Source organism: Collibacillus ludicampi (assembly GCF_023705585.1).
Taxonomy (GTDB): domain Bacteria; phylum Bacillota; class Bacilli; order Tumebacillales; family BOQE01; genus Collibacillus; species Collibacillus ludicampi.
The window spans coordinates 3,626,618-3,644,309 of the sequence record NZ_BOQE01000001.1 but is presented as its reverse complement, the minus strand read 5'-3'; the positions used below and the strand labels follow the sequence as shown (position 1 = coordinate 3,644,309).

General features: G+C 45.2%; 16 protein-coding genes. 13 read left to right on the top strand and 3 right to left on the bottom strand.

From position 1 onward, the window contains the following. Positions 1-184: 184 nt before the first annotated feature. From DNHGIG_RS18470 to DNHGIG_RS18460, 3 genes are all read left to right on the top strand, one after another. Positions 185-1,309 (top strand): IS4 family transposase, encoded by a 1,125-nt coding sequence (locus DNHGIG_RS18470; protein WP_282197990.1) that lies wholly within the window; start codon positions 185-187, stop codon positions 1,307-1,309. Positions 1,310-2,122: 813 nt separating this feature from the next. Beyond that, a complete protein-coding gene (locus DNHGIG_RS18465; protein ID WP_282200979.1) occupies positions 2,123-2,413 on the top strand; it encodes a hypothetical protein in 291 nt (96 codons plus the stop codon). Positions 2,414-2,686: 273 nt separating this feature from the next. After that, entirely contained in the window at positions 2,687-4,219 is a 1,533-nt protein-coding gene (locus DNHGIG_RS18460) for an alkaline phosphatase family protein (protein WP_282200978.1), read from the top strand. A gap of 433 nt (positions 4,220-4,652) precedes the next feature. Here DNHGIG_RS18460 and DNHGIG_RS18455 read toward each other — a convergent pair whose 3' ends face one another. Beyond that, complete coding sequence (locus tag DNHGIG_RS18455) at positions 4,653-5,666, bottom strand: S-layer homology domain-containing protein (RefSeq protein ID WP_282200977.1); 1,014 nt, start codon at positions 5,664-5,666, stop codon at positions 4,653-4,655. Between the two features lie 652 nt (positions 5,667-6,318). Between DNHGIG_RS18455 and spoVK the strand changes: the two genes are divergently transcribed. From spoVK to DNHGIG_RS18440, 3 genes are read left to right on the top strand one after another with little or no spacing between them, the layout of a single operon-like run. Continuing rightward, positions 6,319-7,305, top strand: coding sequence for a stage V sporulation protein K (gene spoVK / locus DNHGIG_RS18450; protein ID WP_282201476.1), 987 nt, complete (start codon positions 6,319-6,321; stop codon positions 7,303-7,305). Next, entirely contained in the window at positions 7,302-7,910 is a 609-nt protein-coding gene (locus DNHGIG_RS18445) for a GTPase (protein ID WP_282200976.1), read from the top strand. Before spoVK ends, DNHGIG_RS18445 begins: the two co-directional genes overlap by 4 nt. Further along, positions 7,891-8,478 (top strand): hypothetical protein, encoded by a 588-nt coding sequence (locus DNHGIG_RS18440; RefSeq protein ID WP_282200975.1) that lies wholly within the window; start codon positions 7,891-7,893, stop codon positions 8,476-8,478. The genes DNHGIG_RS18445 and DNHGIG_RS18440 overlap by 20 nt, the downstream gene beginning before the upstream one ends. Before the next feature lie 140 nt (positions 8,479-8,618). Here DNHGIG_RS18440 and DNHGIG_RS18435 read toward each other — a convergent pair whose 3' ends face one another. Next, positions 8,619-8,804 (bottom strand): hypothetical protein, encoded by a 186-nt coding sequence (locus DNHGIG_RS18435; protein ID WP_282200974.1) that lies wholly within the window; start codon positions 8,802-8,804, stop codon positions 8,619-8,621. Between the two features lie 106 nt (positions 8,805-8,910). Here DNHGIG_RS18435 and hflX point away from each other — a divergent pair, with 106 nt between their 5' ends. The 4 genes from hflX to glnA all read left to right on the top strand — a co-directional run bounded on the left by hflX (position 8,911) and on the right by glnA (position 13,429). Then, entirely contained in the window at positions 8,911-10,191 is a 1,281-nt protein-coding gene (hflX, locus tag DNHGIG_RS18430) for a GTPase HflX (RefSeq protein ID WP_282200973.1), read from the top strand. 24 nt (positions 10,192-10,215) lie between these two features. Further along, a complete protein-coding gene (locus DNHGIG_RS18425; RefSeq protein ID WP_282200972.1) occupies positions 10,216-11,478 on the top strand; it encodes a methionine gamma-lyase family protein in 1,263 nt (420 codons plus the stop codon). Between the two features lie 107 nt (positions 11,479-11,585). Beyond that, entirely contained in the window at positions 11,586-12,005 is a 420-nt protein-coding gene (locus DNHGIG_RS18420; RefSeq protein WP_282200971.1) for a MerR family transcriptional regulator, read from the top strand. A gap of 86 nt (positions 12,006-12,091) precedes the next feature. Next, a complete protein-coding gene (gene glnA / locus DNHGIG_RS18415; protein ID WP_282200970.1) occupies positions 12,092-13,429 on the top strand; it encodes a type I glutamate--ammonia ligase in 1,338 nt (445 codons plus the stop codon). A 97-nt stretch (positions 13,430-13,526) separates the two neighbouring features. On the opposite strand, the gene lexA is transcribed toward glnA, so the two are convergent. Beyond that, entirely contained in the window at positions 13,527-14,147 is a 621-nt protein-coding gene (gene lexA, locus DNHGIG_RS18410) for a transcriptional repressor LexA (protein WP_282200969.1), read from the bottom strand. A 151-nt stretch (positions 14,148-14,298) separates the two neighbouring features. Here lexA and ligD point away from each other — a divergent pair, with 151 nt between their 5' ends. From ligD to mtnA, 3 genes are all read left to right on the top strand, one after another. Beyond that, complete coding sequence (ligD, locus tag DNHGIG_RS18405) at positions 14,299-15,219, top strand: non-homologous end-joining DNA ligase (RefSeq protein WP_282200968.1); 921 nt, start codon at positions 14,299-14,301, stop codon at positions 15,217-15,219. A gap of 69 nt (positions 15,220-15,288) precedes the next feature. Continuing rightward, the gene (mtnP, locus tag DNHGIG_RS18400) at positions 15,289-16,077 is read left to right on the top strand and encodes an S-methyl-5'-thioadenosine phosphorylase (RefSeq protein WP_282200967.1); all 789 of its coding nucleotides are present in this window, start codon (positions 15,289-15,291) and stop codon (positions 16,075-16,077) included. Positions 16,078-16,654: 577 nt separating this feature from the next. After that, on the top strand, positions 16,655-17,689 hold the full coding sequence (gene mtnA / locus DNHGIG_RS18395; RefSeq protein ID WP_282200966.1) for an S-methyl-5-thioribose-1-phosphate isomerase: 1,035 nt from the start codon (positions 16,655-16,657) through the stop codon (positions 17,687-17,689). The last annotated feature ends 3 nt before the right edge of the window (positions 17,690-17,692 follow it).

The following is a 17,692-nucleotide window of genomic DNA, read 5'->3' as shown; positions in this document are numbered from 1 at the left end:
GAGATATAAAATATTTAATAAATATTAATTAATGATCAATATAGACTACACATTCACCCACTAGTGTTGCATTAATTAATTCAGAATATTCTTCTATTATTTTTTTCATCTCTTAAATAAAAAAATCCTTTACAATGGAGAGGTCAGGTAGTCCTGTCCAAATCCATTGAAAGGAAATACACTTATGGACAAGGATAAGGATACCCTACTTTCGGCATTTGGTAAATGGGTTGAACCACTTTTTCAGTGTAATTTTCAAGAAAAAGTAGATCAAAACCAACAAGATAAATACGCTAAGAAGCTTACTACGAAATCTTACGTCCTGTTATTTCTGCACGCCATCTTGCAAAAACGTGAAAGTTTACGTGCCGTTGCGGCAGATATCTTGAATCCTCATATGCAAGAATTCTTGCAATTAGATTCCATCAGCTATTCGCAACTTTCACGGAAACACCGTCAGGTGGATACCGATCTACTCGCTCATCTGTTTTTTTCTTTAGTTGGAAAAATCCAATGCATGGCTGCTAACCCTGCCGGGCGGAAGCCATACAAAATCATAGACTCAACTACGATCAGTTTATGTTTATCAAAATACCGCTGGGCGAGCTTTCGGAAAACCAAAGCGGGAATAAAAATCCACGTGAGCTTGGCATTTGTCGATCATGATGAAGTCTATCCTGAACAGATTCGTCTAACGACGGCGAAGCCTAATGACATCACACAAATGGATTCCTTGATTGATGATTCGGAAGCCATCTATGTGTTTGATCGTGGTTATGTCGATTACAAGAAATTTGATGATTATTGCCGTAGGGGAATAGGCTTTGTTACCCGTTTGAAGGACAATGCAACGTTCTACCTTCTGGAATCTCAAGTGCTTCATGAGAGTCCTGTCCTTGCGGACACAAAAGTGTTGCTAGGATCCCCTCAAAAGCCCATGGATCACGTACTTCGACTGGTCGAGGCAAAGGATTCACAGGGCAATGACATAAGAATTATTACCAACTGTTTTGATTTGTCAGCAGAAGAGATCAGTGACATATATCGTACACGATGGGCAATCGAATTGTTTTTTAAATGGATGAAACAACATTTGAGAATCAAAACGTTTTATGGTCTCTCCGAAACGGCGGTTTGGAACCAAGTGTATCTTGCTTTGATCACCTATTGTCTGATGATTCTAATGAAGATGCAAATTCAAACTACCAAAAGCTTATTGGAGTTGCTTCGAAGTCTAAAGGCCTTCTTATGGTGCGATTACATAGAATGGTTCAAGTACAATAGATCATCGAAAAAAAGGCGAAGGTAAGAGATCTCAGCAATGAATCGGCATGCCAGAATACAGGACAGTAACGGAACCCTTTCTTTTTAGAATATACATATTATACCAAATGGGCGGGGCTACCTTTAACGTGCTCTGTCCTTATTTTGTTAAAATAGCATTAGATTAAAACGCAGAAAATTCAGTTATAATTTATGCAACACTAGTGACATTCACCAATTAAAATGATACTGGCGTTTGAACTACATCGATCTCCCATATTCTCACATCAAAAACCCCTCGTAAAGGAAATACTAAAGGAGCGTGGTATCAAGCAAAAGAAACTTGCGGAATTAATAGGACTGCTCACAAACACTCAGTGAGATGGTTAAGAATTCGAGAGATATGATCCATCATTATTCCCTACACGAAATAATTATGCGCAAATACTTTATCATAGCGATGCGTGAATACCGTACAAAATTGGACATTCTATACGTTTTATAATGTCGCAACTCCGAGCCACACAAGGGATCGTGGGAATTGATGCATGAGGAGTGTCCAATCTTTTCAATGTCGGATCCAACCTCTCATAACCTCCACTAGGCCCTTACGTGTGTATACGTAGGGGCTATTACTTTTATTCAAAGGCAATGGGTCGATTACGTCACACAGAACCACTTCTCGACCTCCTGGCGGAAGGTTATGGCATTTGGGAAATTGCCGGATTGCTCATTTCCGTTCTCCCGGATCTAGGTGTAATCGGTATTGCGGCTGTAGCTTAAAAATAGAGAATAGAGAAAAGACAAGGTGGTTTCATTCCACTCTGTCTTTTCAAATAAAGTAGAAGGTGATATTCAATTGAAAACTACACAGAAGTATTCTACAGCGAATTTTGTAGTTGGTATATCATCTATGTTAACTTTAATGCTTTATGTATTTCTGCTTATAAAAGGGGGAGGGAAAGCCAATCAATTTACGGGTCAGGTTTTCTTTGGTTTACTTCTTATCGCCATACTGATCTTATCTTATGTTATTAAAAAATTCCCTATATTTGTTGAATTAACAAAAACAAAGGGCGACTTTTTAAAAATTCAAAACCCTGTTCTTACATGGTGCATGTTGACTCTTTATTCTAAAAATCTTTTTTAGGTTCCTTTGTGGGTTATACTCATCTTTATTCATAATCTATTATTTAACATTCTCTTTGGTATTACATCTTTTTTTACCTTACATACAGAAGGGTACTGTTGATAGCACGTACTACGAGACCGCATCTATGCTCAAGACGATAATATTGATTCTGAAATGTAAAGAATGTAAATGTTCCGTATGATGAATATTTGCACTAATTTAACTTCCGATTAATATTAGTTTTTTATTATTATTTTGCTACTAGTTAAATACCATAGGGAGTTGAAGAAAATGAAGTCTAAGATAACAGCCATTGGGCTTGCTAGCAGTATCCTTGCGTTAAGTCCTATTTTCGCGACACCCAGTTATGCGTTAAAGGAAACATCCATCAACGTTAATAGTGACAGTCAGCATCATGCAGTACAACGAGTTTTATTAATTAGTGTAGATGGATTGCATGCAAGTGACCTCGCTAACTACGTGAAAAACCATCCACATTCTAATCTGGCGGCTTTAAGCAACCATGGAATTACCTATACGAATGCCTCCACCTCAAAGCCATCTGACTCGTTCCCAGGTCTTCTGTCTTTAGTGACAGGCGGTTCTCCGAATTCAACCGGCGTTTTTTATGATGACAGCTATGATAGAAAACTCTTACCACCTATCGCAAGTAAAGCAGGTGATAAACCAGGAACCGAGGTTCTTTATGACGAGTCCATCGATAACGACTTCAGTAAACTTGATGGCGGTGGTGGCATGAATCCTGATGCGTTACCCCGTGACCCTGTGACAAAAAAGCCCGTCTATCCTCACAATTATTTACGAGTAAATACTATTTTTGAAGTTATCAAGGCTGCCGGAAAACGTACGGCATGGGCGGACAAACATCTTGCGTATGATTTAGTGAATGGGCCGTCTGGCAAAGGTGTTGACGACTTGTATACTCCTGAAATAGCAGCCAATGGTGATGCCACCACCAGTATAGCTAGTACTGAGGCAAACGATGATTTAAAGGTAGCGGCTCTTCTGAATGAAATCGACGGCAAGGATCACAAAGGGACAAAATCCGCTCCCGTACCAACGATATTTGGCATGAATTTTCAAGCTGTTAGTGTTGCCCAAAAACTCCCTGGAAACGGTTATACCGATGGCAACGGAACGTTCAGTAATGGTCTTGCAGAGGCCTTAACACATACAGATGAATCCATTGGCAAAATCACGAATGAATTAAAAAAACAACATCTTTTTGATTCTACACTTATCATTATAACTGCTAAACACGGGCAATCCCCGATCGACCCTGCTAAACTGAAAATAACGGATAAAAGCCTGATCACTGAAGGTGTACCCTCTGACCTCATTGCTCAAGTGACTGCAGATGACGTTGCATTGATCTGGCTTACTGATCAGTCCAAGATTGATTCCGTGGTAGCTGCTATCAAAAAGAATAAGGAAAAAGCGAACATTAAAGATGTATATTCTTTCTCAAATTCGAAGTCCCAGTGGATATTCAATAATCCCCTCACTGATTCAAGAGTACCTGATATTGTTGTCCAACCCAATGAAGGGGTAATATACACAAAACCTGGAAAAAAGATTGCTGAACATGGTGGTTTTAGCCACGATGATACGAATGTGGCATTATTGGTATCCTTCGCAGGGATAGGAAAAGCCCAACAAAATACCGCTCCAGTTCAAACCATGCAAGTCGCACCTACGATTTTGAAAATGCTTGGACTCGACCCTCATGCGCTTCAAGCTGTGCAGATAGAACATACACAAATATTACCTGGGATTCAAGAAGTACTCGAGAAGAAAAAATGAGATGTTGAAGATATAAGGAAGAAAAAATAACAGCCGAGGACAAACGATGGGTGAAGTTTTGCGAATCTCATTCCTAAAAAGCCTCCTTCGAACTTTTCGAATGAGGCTTTCGTATAGACGAATTTGAAGGATTCACTCAATGCAGAGGGAGCGAAAATGGCCCATCCCTCCCACGCCTAAAGGAATGGGCTCTCTGCGGTGTTTTCTGTGAGTACTCCCGGAATAAACGTTATCACTAAGTAGAAGTCCTAAATGAAGAAGTAAGCAGGTGCTTTCGCTTGAAGACAAAGAAATCCACCAAACACTTAAAAAAGCCCTCGACCTTACCTATTGGCAAGAGCGAAGGCTGGAAACCATTGTCGAATGCTTCGTCATGATACGTTTACTTGTAGAGAGGTCGAAGGCGAGTGCCCGCACCTCTCTATTATCTATCTTATTGATTATTTGTTGTGGTGCCATACACGTTTGATGCTACTGTTTCCGTAGAAGTAGAACCGTTGGTATTACCTGATGTAGTGGTTTGAGTTGATTGGTTTCCAGAAGTTGAACTATCTTCGGAATCTTGATTGGAAGCTTGTGTATCGGAAGTTGTAGACCCACTCGAGGCAGAAGTTTCTACAGATTGTTGAGAGCCAGTGGTTTCCGTGCCGGAAGATGTAGTCGTTGTAGTTGTAGCACCCGTATTTGATTGATCTCCCATTACAACGACTGTACTATCTTGTAAGCGATCAAGTAATGTGGCAGCTTCCGCGCGTGAAACAACACGAGCAGGTCTAAAAGAACCATCTCCATATCCGTGCATCAAATCATATTTAACTGCCGTAGCTACATAAGGTTGGAGTGCTTGTGGAATCTTTGCATAATCTTTCGGGAAGTTTTCTTGTAATAATTGTGTTGCAGTATCGGCATCTAACAATTGCATATCCGGATTTTGCTTGAGTAAGATTTTTACCAAAGTGACTGCTACGTCTTCGCGCTTATCACCCTCAAAGGGTTTGAACAGAAGACCGCCATCTAAAGTACGGTAGGCATCAAAGTAATTTTTAGCGGCTTCTACATACTTATACTCCCAAGAAGTAGGAGGCACATCTTCAAAGTCTTGTTGAGTCGATTCATTTTTTAATTGAAAATACCGCGTAACCATTGTAGCGAATTCTGCGCGTGTTACCTGAGTATCTGGATCGAATTTCTGTTTACTTTTACCGGAGAGTATCCCTTTTTTCACAAGATCCAATATGTATTTATTTGCCCAATGTCCTTTTACATCGTCGAAAACGAATGTGTTATTGACAACATTGGTTGTATTTGTAATGTGAATGTTTTGATGAGCATGACCGTTCCCTATAATTTGAATGTTACCGTTACCTCCTTTTGCAAAAACAGGAACCGCACTAATGAAAGTGCTGAAATCATGGTTAAAGTAGCCATTGTTTTTTTCACAACACATCACCTCTTTTAATTTTTATTTCATAAGTATAATAAAACATTTAATGAAATTATTTCATAGAATATGAAAGAATTTCGAGTAATTTTTGTGTAATTTTCGTTAAGAAAATATAATTTTCGCTGTTAGGGAAGCGATGTCTTGATTATTTACAAAAACAACAGTGAATTAAATTGATACCTTCTAAAGGACAGGTCACAAAGAGGACTATAAGAATGAATCGTTCAACCACATTGGTGGGCTATGGAGTACGGTCTGAAGAAAAGGGTGTTTATAAAAAGTAGCAGAACAGGTTCTCGATACTGTAGAGGTTAAGAAGATACAGAAAAAAGTCAGCGAGCTTTCGAATCAACCCGAGGTATCTAAACCTACAATCTTTGAGAAGCTCAACGAGAGATACGAGTGGTTCAACTATATCCGGTAGAACGACAAGTTGCTACGATACTGTAGCATGGTGATTCCGCTAAGCAGTGCCACTATGTTTTTGGACCGTTTCACAGATGAGTGAGGCGGTCTTTTTGTTTGATCGGGTCATGTTGGGACAGCCCCCCATCCTTTAATCGGATCTTCGTGGTGAAGATTTCTAGGCGATCACCTAATCCCATACGCGCGCGTATACTATACCAATCTCTTTTGGGAGTGAGGTGTGAAGACATTGATGAAGAGCGGTCAGCGCCCTCCCATCCATCGAGATCTAGACGAGATTTTGGAACCGTTTCGATCGGGGCAGATGGCGCTGAATGATGCATTGAGACGACTTCATACACACGAGGAGTTCGGGATAAAGCGCGAGATCGGCCGCTCCTTGCAAGCAGATTCCGATCGCTTTGAAGCCATTATGAGCGAATTGGATCATTTAATAGGCCTCCGACAAGTAAAATCATTGGTGAAAGAAATTTACGCATTCATACAGATACAAGAGCGGCGTAAGGCAGCCCGACTTGTTGCCGAACCGGTCGTATTGCATATGATCTTTCGCGGAAATCCGGGAACGGGAAAGACGACAGTGGCTCGAATCCTCGCGAGGTTGTTGCGCGAGATGGGGGTTCTCTCGAAGGGACACTTGGTCGAAGTGGAACGCGCCGATCTGGTGGGTGAATATATCGGACATACGGCACAAAAAACAAGGGAGCATGTGAAGAAAGCGTTGGGAGGCATTCTGTTCATCGACGAGGCATACAGCCTGGCGCGCGGCGGCGAAAAAGATTTTGGTAAAGAAGCGATCGATACGTTAGTCAAGGCGATGGAAGACCATAAAAACGATTTCATCTTAATATTAGCGGGCTATGGTTATGAGATGGACCTTTTTTTACGTACCAATCCCGGACTTCCTTCGCGCTTTCCCATTACCGTCACATTTGAAGATTATGAAGAGAATGAACTGATGCAGATCGCGAAATTCATGTTACGCTCTCGTGAATATCGCTTGTCGACAGAAGCGGATGTGAAATTGCGCCAATATTTGCGGGCTTGCATTCAACATCGGAAAGTAAATTTTTCCAACGCCCGCATGGTACGCAATATCATAGAACGGGCCATTCGACAACAGGCGGTGCGTCTCTTACATGTCAAATCTCCGACGCGCGAGGAACTGATGATGATCACTGCTGACGATCTTGTCCTGGAGGAGGGAGAGCAGTGAGAAATTGTATCGTCGTAGGCAGAACGAATGTTGGCAAGACGTTGTTTTGTCTCAACTTTGCCGAATACTTAGGCTTGGAGAGACTGGAGGTCTACTATCAACTTCCCGATGGAACATGTCGTCAGCGCAAATTCGATCCTCCTACCGCGCGTCATGAATTATCCGGTTTAGGTCCGCATAAGACCCGCAGTCTGCAATCCATTCAGTTGCAATTACCGATGGGCAAAGGTTATCGGCAATTTAGGCTTACGGATACCACGGGATTGGCTGACGGGATTCATCCGGATCGGGATCTGAGAGAAGCGATGGCGCAAACTTTATATGAGATGAAGTCGGCCGATTGCATTTTGCATATCGTCGATCTGGTTGAAATCGAACGGGCGGGTGGATTGAAAGCACTCGGTGAATTGGATTTGCAAATCACCGAATTCGGTAAACACAAGAGAGGATATGCTCTTCTCGCCAACAAAATCGATGTGGCAGATGTAAAAAAAGGGTTGGCTTATATGCAGAACGATCTGCCGCAACAAGTGATATTCCCGGTATCCGCTTTGTATCGCCAAGGCTTCCGTGAGGTGAAAGAATATGTTTGGCGTATGGTCTAGTCTGCTCACGGACTTTGCGGGGATTCTCTTGACGGGTCTCGCGATCAAGATCATGGACGATTTTCTCGATATCGAATATGATCAATGTTTAGGAAAGAGAACCTTGGCGATTCGATTGGGGCGAGCCTCCTTGCCCTATACATTGTTGCTTCTCGCTCTCGGCTGTGCGTTAACTCTCAGTTATTCCCTCTCGCTTTTTCTCGGCAGTTATGCGGTAGGAATGACTCATGATTGGGCGGAAAAGATGCCTACACGCCTTCCCGGGTATGCAGAGATGGCAGGAGCGTTTCTCGTGAGTATGATCATTGTGGGTTTCATGCCCGCCATCTGGGGGGTCACCATGATGGCGACCGTGCAGTTGCTCGATGATATCTTCGATATTCACAAAGATTCGCAAACCGGTCAAAGAAATATGGTTCTGCTCTTGGGAATGGTGGAAACGACATTGTTGCTTTTGATTTTCTTTCTCGTCTCCGTTTTATTAAACGCGATGGGGACGGTTCTGGTACTACTCGCGATGCCATTTGTTCATATGATTTTGGAGTTCACGGGAGGCCATAAACCGTGATCATGTTCATATGGGTTTTGATTAGTATCTTGTTCCTTCTTTTTATCGGTTATGCTGCAGGCAGAAGGATCGGAATTCGTTTGGGACGAGAAAAGGGATTTTCAGAGTCAAAACTCCGATTGCGGGAGGAGAGTTATCGCTCAGGTTTTTGTCCCATTTGTGATCGTGGTCGGGATGATCACTGCAAGCGATAATGCCTTAAGAACGAATTTGGAAATCAATGGTACGGTAGGCGTGGCTTTGCGTTCATGCTCTGTGAAAGTCGTCTCGCTGTGAATCATGACTGATGTTGCGAGACGACTTTCAAGCTCGTTTCTTCCCTGCAAAGAGGAATCCTTCCAAAAAAGAGAATGACATCCTGCCTCTTTTCACACTGGAGGCGGTGCGTGTGGTACAATAAACTTGTTTTCTTGCAAACGGGGTGTTCATTACGTGCAAATTCGGGAAGAAAAAGCGATCTTGGTTGGTGTGAAACTACCCACATATCAAAATCATGCATGGGAAATGTCATTTGCGGAGTTGCATGGGCTTGTAGAGACGGCAGGTGCGAAGGTTGTAAGCGAAATCATACAGATACGCGATGTACCTGATCCGGCTACATATATCGGGAAAGGAAAAGTAGAAGAACTTGCACGCATCTGCGCTGAACTTGAAATCGAGCTGGCGGTTTTTGATCAGGAGCTGTCTCCTGCACAAGTGAGAAATCTGGAACGCGTTCTTCCGTGTAAGGTACTCGACCGTACGCAAATCATCCTCGATATATTCGCGGGACGAGCCCGGTCGCGGGAAGGAAAATTGCAAGTGGAATTGGCGCAACTTACGTACTTGTTGCCGCGATTAACCGGGAAAGGGAAAGCATTGTCCCGACTTGGCGGAGGAATTGGAACACGAGGGCCAGGGGAGACGAAATTAGAAACGGATCGTCGGCGAATCCGGAGGCGGATTGCCGATTTGCGGAGAGAAATCGCGGAAGTGCGCCGGCATCGCCAACTTCATAGAATTCGACGAAAAAAAGCGGATGTTCCCGTCGTTGCACTCGTAGGGTATACCAATGCAGGGAAAAGTACCTTGTTGAGGGCGATCGTGGAACGCTATGGCTTGGAAGCAGGCCATGTCGCGGAAGGAAAGAACCGTTTGTTTGATACATTGGATCCGACCGCTCGACGCATCCGTTTGCCGTCTTCCGTAAACGTCATATTCACGGATACGGTGGGATTTATTCAGTTTTTGCCCCATACGTTGATCGATGCGTTTCACGCAACCCTTGAAGAGACGGTTGATGCCGATTTGTTGGTGCACGTTGTAGATGCAAGTCAATCTCATCATGATTTGCAGATGAATACCGTATATCAAGTATTACAAGAGCTGAACGTTTTGGACAAGCCGATCGTGACCGTTTACAACAAGATCGATCAGGTACGTGAGTTTTGGATGGAGAATGATGCGATGGCAGTGGAAACAGTGCGCGTATCTGCAACACGCGGTCAAGGAATCGACCGTCTCATGAGTGTGATCGAAAAGCGGTTACAACGTTCCGCTGTCCGCGTCCGCATACTTCTTCCGTATGAGTGCGGTTCGCTTTTGAACCGCATTCATACGGAGGGCAGCGTTCTGCGGGAAACCTTCCGAGAAGATGGGATTTCCATCGAGGCGAATGTAAACCCGGCACTGGCTTCCGTATTAGATCTTTTTCGAAAAGATTTAGGAGAATGAAATGACACAGGGGAGAGAAGATCGTTGTATCAGAAGTTGATTTATCGGAATGACTTACGCTCACTTGCTTCCCAAGTGGAGGAAAAAGCAAAAGCTGTATTTTCTGATATCGCCAAAGTGGTCGAAAACAATCAGGCGAAAGTGTTAGCTGCTTTCCGGGAAGCGCAGGTGAGCGATTATCATTTTGCTTCCTCGACAGGTTACGGACACAATGATCGTGGACGGGATGTGATCGAACACATTTATGCCCGAGTGTTTGAAGGGGAGGCGGCGCTCGTACGCCCGCATATAGTTTCGGGAACGCATGCGATCGCGTTGGTTTTATTCGGGGTATTGCGACCGGGGGACGAATTGCTTTATATCACGGGTGCGCCTTATGACACGCTTGAGGAAGTCATTGGTATTCGTGAGGAAGGGAGGTACGGTTCTCTTGCCGAATGGGGGGTCACGTATGATTACGTTCCTCTGAAAGACGATCGGGTAGACTTCGAAACGGTGGCCAAGAAAATCAAACCTTCCACAAAATTGATCGGGATTCAACGTTCATCCGGCTACGCGTGGCGCCCTTCATACTCCATCAAGGAAATCGAAGAAATGATCGCTTTTATCAAGAAAATAAAGCCGGAGCTCATCGTATTTGTGGATAATTGTTACGGTGAATTTACGGAAGAGAGAGAACCAACGGCAGTTGGTGCCGATCTCATCGTTGGCTCCCTGATCAAAAATCCGGGCGGCGGTTTGGCTCATTCCGGGGGATATATTGTGGGAAAGGCAGATCTTGTGGCACAAGCGGCCTGCCGCTTGACCGCGCCAGGTATCGGCGCGGAACAGGGCGCGATGCTAGGGATGAACCGTCATATTCTACAAGGTTTCTTCTTGGCGCCGCATGTAGTAGGAGAGGCATTAAAAGGTGCGGTGTTTGCCGCTTTGCTTTTCGAAAAGTTGGGGCTTGAAACACTGCCGAAATGGAATGCGAAAAGAACGGATATTATCCAGGCGTTCCGTTTGGGGACAAAAGAGCGGCTGATTTCATTTTGTCAATCGATTCAAGCGGCATCACCTGTCGATTCTCACGTGCGCCCCGAACCCTGGGCAATGCCAGGATACGCGGATCCCGTGATCATGGCGGCCGGCACATTTGTACAAGGTGCTTCTTTGGAACTATCGGCGGATGGTCCCTTGCGCGAACCTTATATCGGTTTTTTACAAGGCGGGCTTACATATGAACATGCCAAATTGGCCATTCTTTTAGCGGTTCAAACCATGATGGAAAAACAATTGCTGTAGTCATTCGGGTTTTTTATGTCAAATTAATTAACACTGCTTGACACTTTTATTGTACCAATTTTATAATACAAGTGTCGGTTGGAATTTCTAACAGAGGGGGATTCCACATGAACGATGAAATCAGGCGGAATTTGGCGCTTTTTCCCATTGGAATCGTGCAGAAGCTTACGGATCTTTCTGCCCGCCAGATTCGTTACTATGAACAACACGGGTTAATTCGCCCTGCAAGAACGGAAGGTAAACAACGATTGTTTTCTTTTAACGATGTGGAACGTTTGTTAGAAATTAAACGATATATCGATCAAGGGTTGAACATTGCTGGGATCAAAAAAATGGTAGGCGTTGCACCTGAAGCTTCTCAGTTACCGGAAGCGGATGTGAAGATAGGGCCCGAGCGTAAAGAGAGAAAAGAGCTCACGGAACAAGAGTTGCATGATCTGCTGAAAAAGGAAATCATAACGAGAGCAAGCCGTCCGGGTTTACCGAACAGTTTGATCCAAGGAGAGCTTTCACGTTTTTTCCACTAATCATGGAAGTGGTGTTGTGACAGGTTAATCCCGATGCGAATTTTTATTCATTCGCATCTGTATATACAAAAGGAGGCTACCAGAACATGAACCGCAATTATACCCGCGAAGACATTATTCGCATGGCCAAGGAAGAGAATGTCCGTTATCTGCGCCTGCAGTTCACAGACCTTCTCGGTGTGATCAAAAATGTGGAAGTACCTATTTCACAACTTGAAAAAGTCCTTGACAATAAGATGATGTTTGACGGTTCCTCCATCGAAGGGTTCGTACGTATCGAGGAATCGGATATGTATCTCTACCCTGATCTCTCCACATGGCTGATCTTCCCATGGGGCAGCGAGCATGGAAAAGTTGCCCGTCTGATCTGTGACATCTATATGCCTGACGGAACTCCGTTTGAAGGGGATCCCCGTGGCATCTTGAAGCGTGTGCTCGCAGAAGCGAAAGAAATGGGCTTCACGAGTATGAATGTGGGTCCGGAGCCGGAATTCTTCCTCTTCAAAATGGACGAACAAGGCAATCCTACCATGGAAGTCAACGATAAAGGCGGTTATTTCGATCTTGCACCTGTCGATCTCGGGGAAAACTGCCGTCGTGAAATCGTTCTTGCTCTCGAAAAAATGGGATTTGAAATCGAGGCTTCTCACCACGAGGTGGCGATCGGGCAACATGAGATCGATTTCAAATATGCGGATGCCGTCCAAGCTGCAGACAATATCATGACATTTAAATTAGTTGTCAAGACAATCGCACGTCAATACGGTTTACATGCAACATTTATGCCGAAACCGTTATTCGGCGTCAACGGTTCCGGAATGCATACACACCAATCCCTCTTCACCGAGAAGGGCAATGCATTCTACGACGAACATGACGAGCTGGGCCTTTCAAAAGTTGCGAAACATTATCTGGCGGGTATTCTGGCGCACGCTCGCGGCTTTGCAGCGATCACGAACCCGACGGTCAACTCGTACAAGCGGCTCGTTCCGGGATACGAAGCACCTGTTTACATCGCTTGGTCTGCGAAAAATCGTTCGCCGCTCGTTCGCATCCCTGCTTCCCGCGGTTTGTCTACACGGATTGAAGTCCGTAACCCGGATCCTTCCTGTAACCCGTACTTGGCTCTTGCAGTCATGTTGAAAGCGGGTCTCGACGGAATTAAACGTGAACTTCCGTTGCCGGAAGCAGTCAATCGCAATATCTATGTCATGAGTGATGCGGAACGTGAAAGAGAAGGCATTCTGTCCTTGCCTGGCAGCTTGAAAGAAGCGATTGACGAGCTTCTTGCCGATGAAGTGATCTGCAGTGCTCTCGGTGAACATGCACTCACACATTTCGTAGAAGCGAAAACGATCGAGTGGGACATGTTCCGTACGCACGTCACACCATGGGAACGCGATCAATACTTATCTCTTTATTAAGGATGAATAACAAAAAACTCCGGTTTACCGCCGGAGTTTTTTGTTTCGATTGCATGCTTACCTGTTTGTTAAAGGATACGATTAACACCATTCGATCTTAAAAGATATGACGGAAGACGCCGATCACCTTTCCTAAGATCACTACGTTATGATAGCGCAATGGTTCCATAGAAGCATTCTCAGGCTGTAAACGAATGTGATCCGATTCCTTGAAGAAGCGTTTCACAGTCGCTTCTCCCTCTTCCGTCATCGCGACAACAATCTCACCGTTCTGGGCGGTCGACTGTTTGCGTACGATGACAAGATCTCCGTCGAGGATACCCGCTTCAATCATCGAATCCCCTTGTACCTGAAGAAGAAACACTTCCGCGTCTCCGACAAAACGGGAGGGAAGGGGGAAATAGTCTTCGATGTTTTCGATCGCTGTGATCGGGCTGCCCGCCGTAACTTTGCCGATGATGGGGGCCATCACGGTCGAATATTCATAATCTGCCATGTACTCATCCGTATCCAACACTTCAATTGCCCTTGGTTTCGTCGGATCCCTACGGATTAGCCCTTTTTGTTCAAGCCTTGCTAAATGTCCGTGCACGGTTGAACTGGAAGCCAGACCGACCGCTTCCCCAATTTCCCGAACAGAAGGCGGATATCCTTTTTCCCGAACTTCTTTCTTTATAAAATCGATAATCTGCTGTTGCCTTTTCGATAATTTGACCATGAAAATAACTCTCCTATTACGCAGATCTCGTAAACACACGTCGTTTACTTGAATTATATCATAGGATGGCAAATTATACAAACATGAGTTCGCATGTGGAAATTCTCCAGTCTGGGAACTCTACTGAATGAATAGTTTGAGGAGGGTTCTTATGACGGCTGATGGGAATACGCTTATCTGTGAACATCCTGTACGCGTTACGAACCTTGATAAGGTGCTTTGGCCGGAAGCGGGGATTACCAAAGCGGAATATATCCAGTACATCATTCAAATGGCTTCTTACTTAATTCCTCATTTGAAAAATCGGCCGTTGACAGTGATCCGTTTTCCGGACGGGATTCACGCGCACTCGTTTTATCAGAAGAACGCGCCGAAAGAAACGCCGAAATGGGTCAATACGTATCCTGTTTGGTCGGAGGAGAGCAAACGAACCATTCATTACATGTTAGCGAATGATACGAGCACTCTCATCTGGTTGGCCAATCATGCTTGTATTGAGCTTCATCCGTGGTTTTCCCAAATCCAAGCGCCGAATAGTCCGACGAACATCGCGTTTGATTTGGATCCGTCTGTTCCCGGATTTGAAAAGGTAAGAGAAGTCGCGTTACGTTTGAAGGAGGTTTTGGACGATCTGGGGCTCCCTTCTTATCCGAAAACCTCAGGCGCATCCGGTATCCAAATATTCATTCCGCTCGCTCTAGGTTTTTCATATGAAGACACCCGGATGATCACTTCCTTCATCGGTCGGTTTATGGCAGAAAAATACCCGAAAATCATTACAGTTGAGCGGATGGTGAAGGATCGCGGGGACAAAGTGTATATCGACTACCTGCAACATGCGCCGAACAAAACGTTGATCGCTCCGTATTCGGCCAGAGCGGTTGCAAAGGCTTGTGTATCCGCCCCTCTCACTTGGGAGGAACTGCAAAAAGGGGTTGTACCCGAAGATTTTACGATTGTAAACATGGTATCACGCGTGAATACATTGGGCGATTTGTTCGCACCTCTGACTCGTCCCGGAGTAGACATTGGAGAGTTGCTACAATTGATACGCCAACATTCCTCATCTTGACGAAGGAGAACATCCTCTGATTAAATGGTTATGACCCAATACCTGGTACGGTGATTAAAGGAGGAGCCCATGCAAGCAGAATTCGCGATAATCGGGGGGACTGGCGTTTACGATCCGGCGTTGCTGGATCATTCCACTCGTCAAATGATACATACATCTTTCGGTGCTGTAGAAGTTACCATAGGCGAATACAAAGGGAAACGGATTGTTTTCCTGCCACGTCACGGTTATAAACATTCTGTACCGCCACACAAAATCAACTTTCGCGCGAACATCCGTGCGTTGCAAGAGTTGGGGGTGCAGCAGGTTCTGGCGACGGCTGCTGTAGGTTCACTGAAGCGGGAACTGCCCCCTGGTAGTCTGGTGATCGTTGATGATTTTATCGATATGACGAAAAATCGCGTGCAAACGTTTTTTGAAGGAGAAGAAGGGGTCATACATATCGATATGACCGATCCTTATTGCAATCGTTTGCGACGACAATTGGTCGAAGTGGCCAGGGAGAACGGGATTCTTGTTCAAGACGGCGGCGTATATGTCTGTACGGAAGGCCCGCGTTTTGAGACACGTGCCGAGATTCGCACATACGCCTCTTGGGGAGGGGACGTGGTTGGGATGACATCCGTACCCGAGGTGATCTTAGCGAAAGAAGCCCGATTTTGTTACGCGACGGTCGGTATCGTGACCAACTACTGTTCGGGGATCAGTCCGCATGCACTCACTCATCAGGAAGTGATCGATACCATGAAAGACCGGATTGAGACCGTTCGAAAACTCTTTCTCTTAACGATCGAAAACGGTCACCATGAGCGCACATGCGCGTGTCCACATGCGCTGGATGAACTGGGGACCTTGTAGGACGATTGTATAACCCCAAGTTTTTCAAAATAGCCACACGTGCCTTAAGTAGTCTCATCAGAGTGTAAAAAGTTTCTGTTGCGGAAGGAGAAGTTGTGGCTTCCAAAATTACCGGAGTGTCTTTTGGGTGGGTGTATCGCTTGCAGCGCAGATGTGAGTGGAAGGTTGTTGCGCTTCCTTTAAGCTGTTAAGAGGGCATATGCTTGGCGTGAAACAGCGACTTTGGAGGTCGTCTCGCTTCCTTTCGGATGTAAAAGGGTATATGCATTGCGCGTAATAGCGACTTTGAAGGTCGTCTCGCAACATATGATTATGATTCCATGCGAGACGACCTTCACGGAGCATAAGCGCAATGCATATACCCGCCGAAACGATCTTCACGGAGCATAAGCGCAATGCATATACACGCCGAAACGACCTCCACGGAGCATAAGCGCAATGCATATACACGCCGAAACGACCTCCACGGAGCATGAACGCCAAGCATATGCCCGCAATGACGACCTTCATCGAACCCTAGCGCAAAACGATACATCCACCCAAGCACTCATTTTTAAAATAGGAAGGAAGGTTAACGATGCGCCCGATTCGATGGGATGGGAAACAACTTTTACTCATTGACCAGCTTCGGTTGCCTGAAGACCTCACTTGGATCACCTGCAAAACGGTAGAAGATGTGGCTGAAGCGATCGAAAAGATGAAAGTACGCGGTGCACCCGCCATAGGTGCCACTGCTGCTTACGGAGTAGCCATCGGTGCGCTCGCAAACGTTGAAAAAAACAAACAGGAATTTCAATCCGCGATCGAAAAAGTATGCGATCGGCTAGCGAAAACGCGTCCCACCGCCGTCAATTTATTTTGGGCGATCAACCGGATGCGATCTGTCCTCTCGAGACACGAGAATGACGACGTTCCAAAGATTGTTGAACAATTGGTAAAAGAAGCGGAAGCGATCGCTGAAGAAGATGTGCGCATCAATCAATCCATAGGGCGTAACGGGCTTCCCTATGTTCCGGATCATGCGCGCATTCTGACACATTGTAATACAGGTTCGCTGGCAACTGTCGAATTCGGTACAGCCCTAGGAGTCGTACGTACGGCACATGCAGCCGGAAAAAGCGTACATGTATATGCGGATGAAACCCGTCCCTACCTCCAAGGTGCGCGTCTCACAGCGTTTGAGTTGTCACATGACGGTATCCCTGTGACTGTGATCACCGACTCCATGGCGGGACATCTCATGAAGACTGGAAATATAGATCTTGTCATCGTTGGAGCCGACCGCATTACAGCAAACGGGGACACGGCGAACAAGATTGGAACTTATTCTCTCGCCGTTCTGGCAAATTATCATGACATACCCTTTTACGTGGCCGCTCCGTTATCAACGATCGATTTTGGACTGGCATCTGGGGATCAGATTGTGATTGAGGAACGATCTGCCGAGGAAGTAGCGATGATCGCGGGAAAAAGAATCATACCACAAGGGGTAACCGCATTGCATCCAGCATTTGATGTCACACCCCATGAATTAATCACCGCAATCATTACAGAAAAAGGTGTCGTCGAGAAGCCGAATACCGAACGCATGTTACAATTGAAGCAACAATGAAGA

What these genes read in the sequence shown, in the direction of transcription:
- DNHGIG_RS18440 (WP_282200975.1), top strand. Translation starts at nt 7,891, where the DNA reads ATGTTTGGCGTATGGTCTAGTCTGCTCACGGACTTTGCGGGGATTCTC.
- lexA (WP_282200969.1), bottom strand. Translation starts at nt 14,147, where the DNA reads ATGGTCAAATTATCGAAAAGGCAACAGCAGATTATCGATTTTATAAAG.
- glnA (WP_282200970.1), top strand. Translation starts at nt 12,092, where the DNA reads ATGAACCGCAATTATACCCGCGAAGACATTATTCGCATGGCCAAGGAA.
- mtnA (WP_282200966.1), top strand. Translation starts at nt 16,655, where the DNA reads ATGCGCCCGATTCGATGGGATGGGAAACAACTTTTACTCATTGACCAG.
- mtnP (WP_282200967.1), top strand. Translation starts at nt 15,289, where the DNA reads ATGCAAGCAGAATTCGCGATAATCGGGGGGACTGGCGTTTACGATCCG.
- DNHGIG_RS18460 (WP_282200978.1), top strand. Translation starts at nt 2,687, where the DNA reads ATGAAGTCTAAGATAACAGCCATTGGGCTTGCTAGCAGTATCCTTGCG.
- DNHGIG_RS18420 (WP_282200971.1), top strand. Translation starts at nt 11,586, where the DNA reads ATGAACGATGAAATCAGGCGGAATTTGGCGCTTTTTCCCATTGGAATC.
- ligD (WP_282200968.1), top strand. Translation starts at nt 14,299, where the DNA reads ATGACGGCTGATGGGAATACGCTTATCTGTGAACATCCTGTACGCGTT.
- DNHGIG_RS18470 (WP_282197990.1), top strand. Translation starts at nt 185, where the DNA reads ATGGACAAGGATAAGGATACCCTACTTTCGGCATTTGGTAAATGGGTT.
- DNHGIG_RS18455 (WP_282200977.1), bottom strand. Translation starts at nt 5,666, where the DNA reads ATGTGTTGTGAAAAAAACAATGGCTACTTTAACCATGATTTCAGCACT.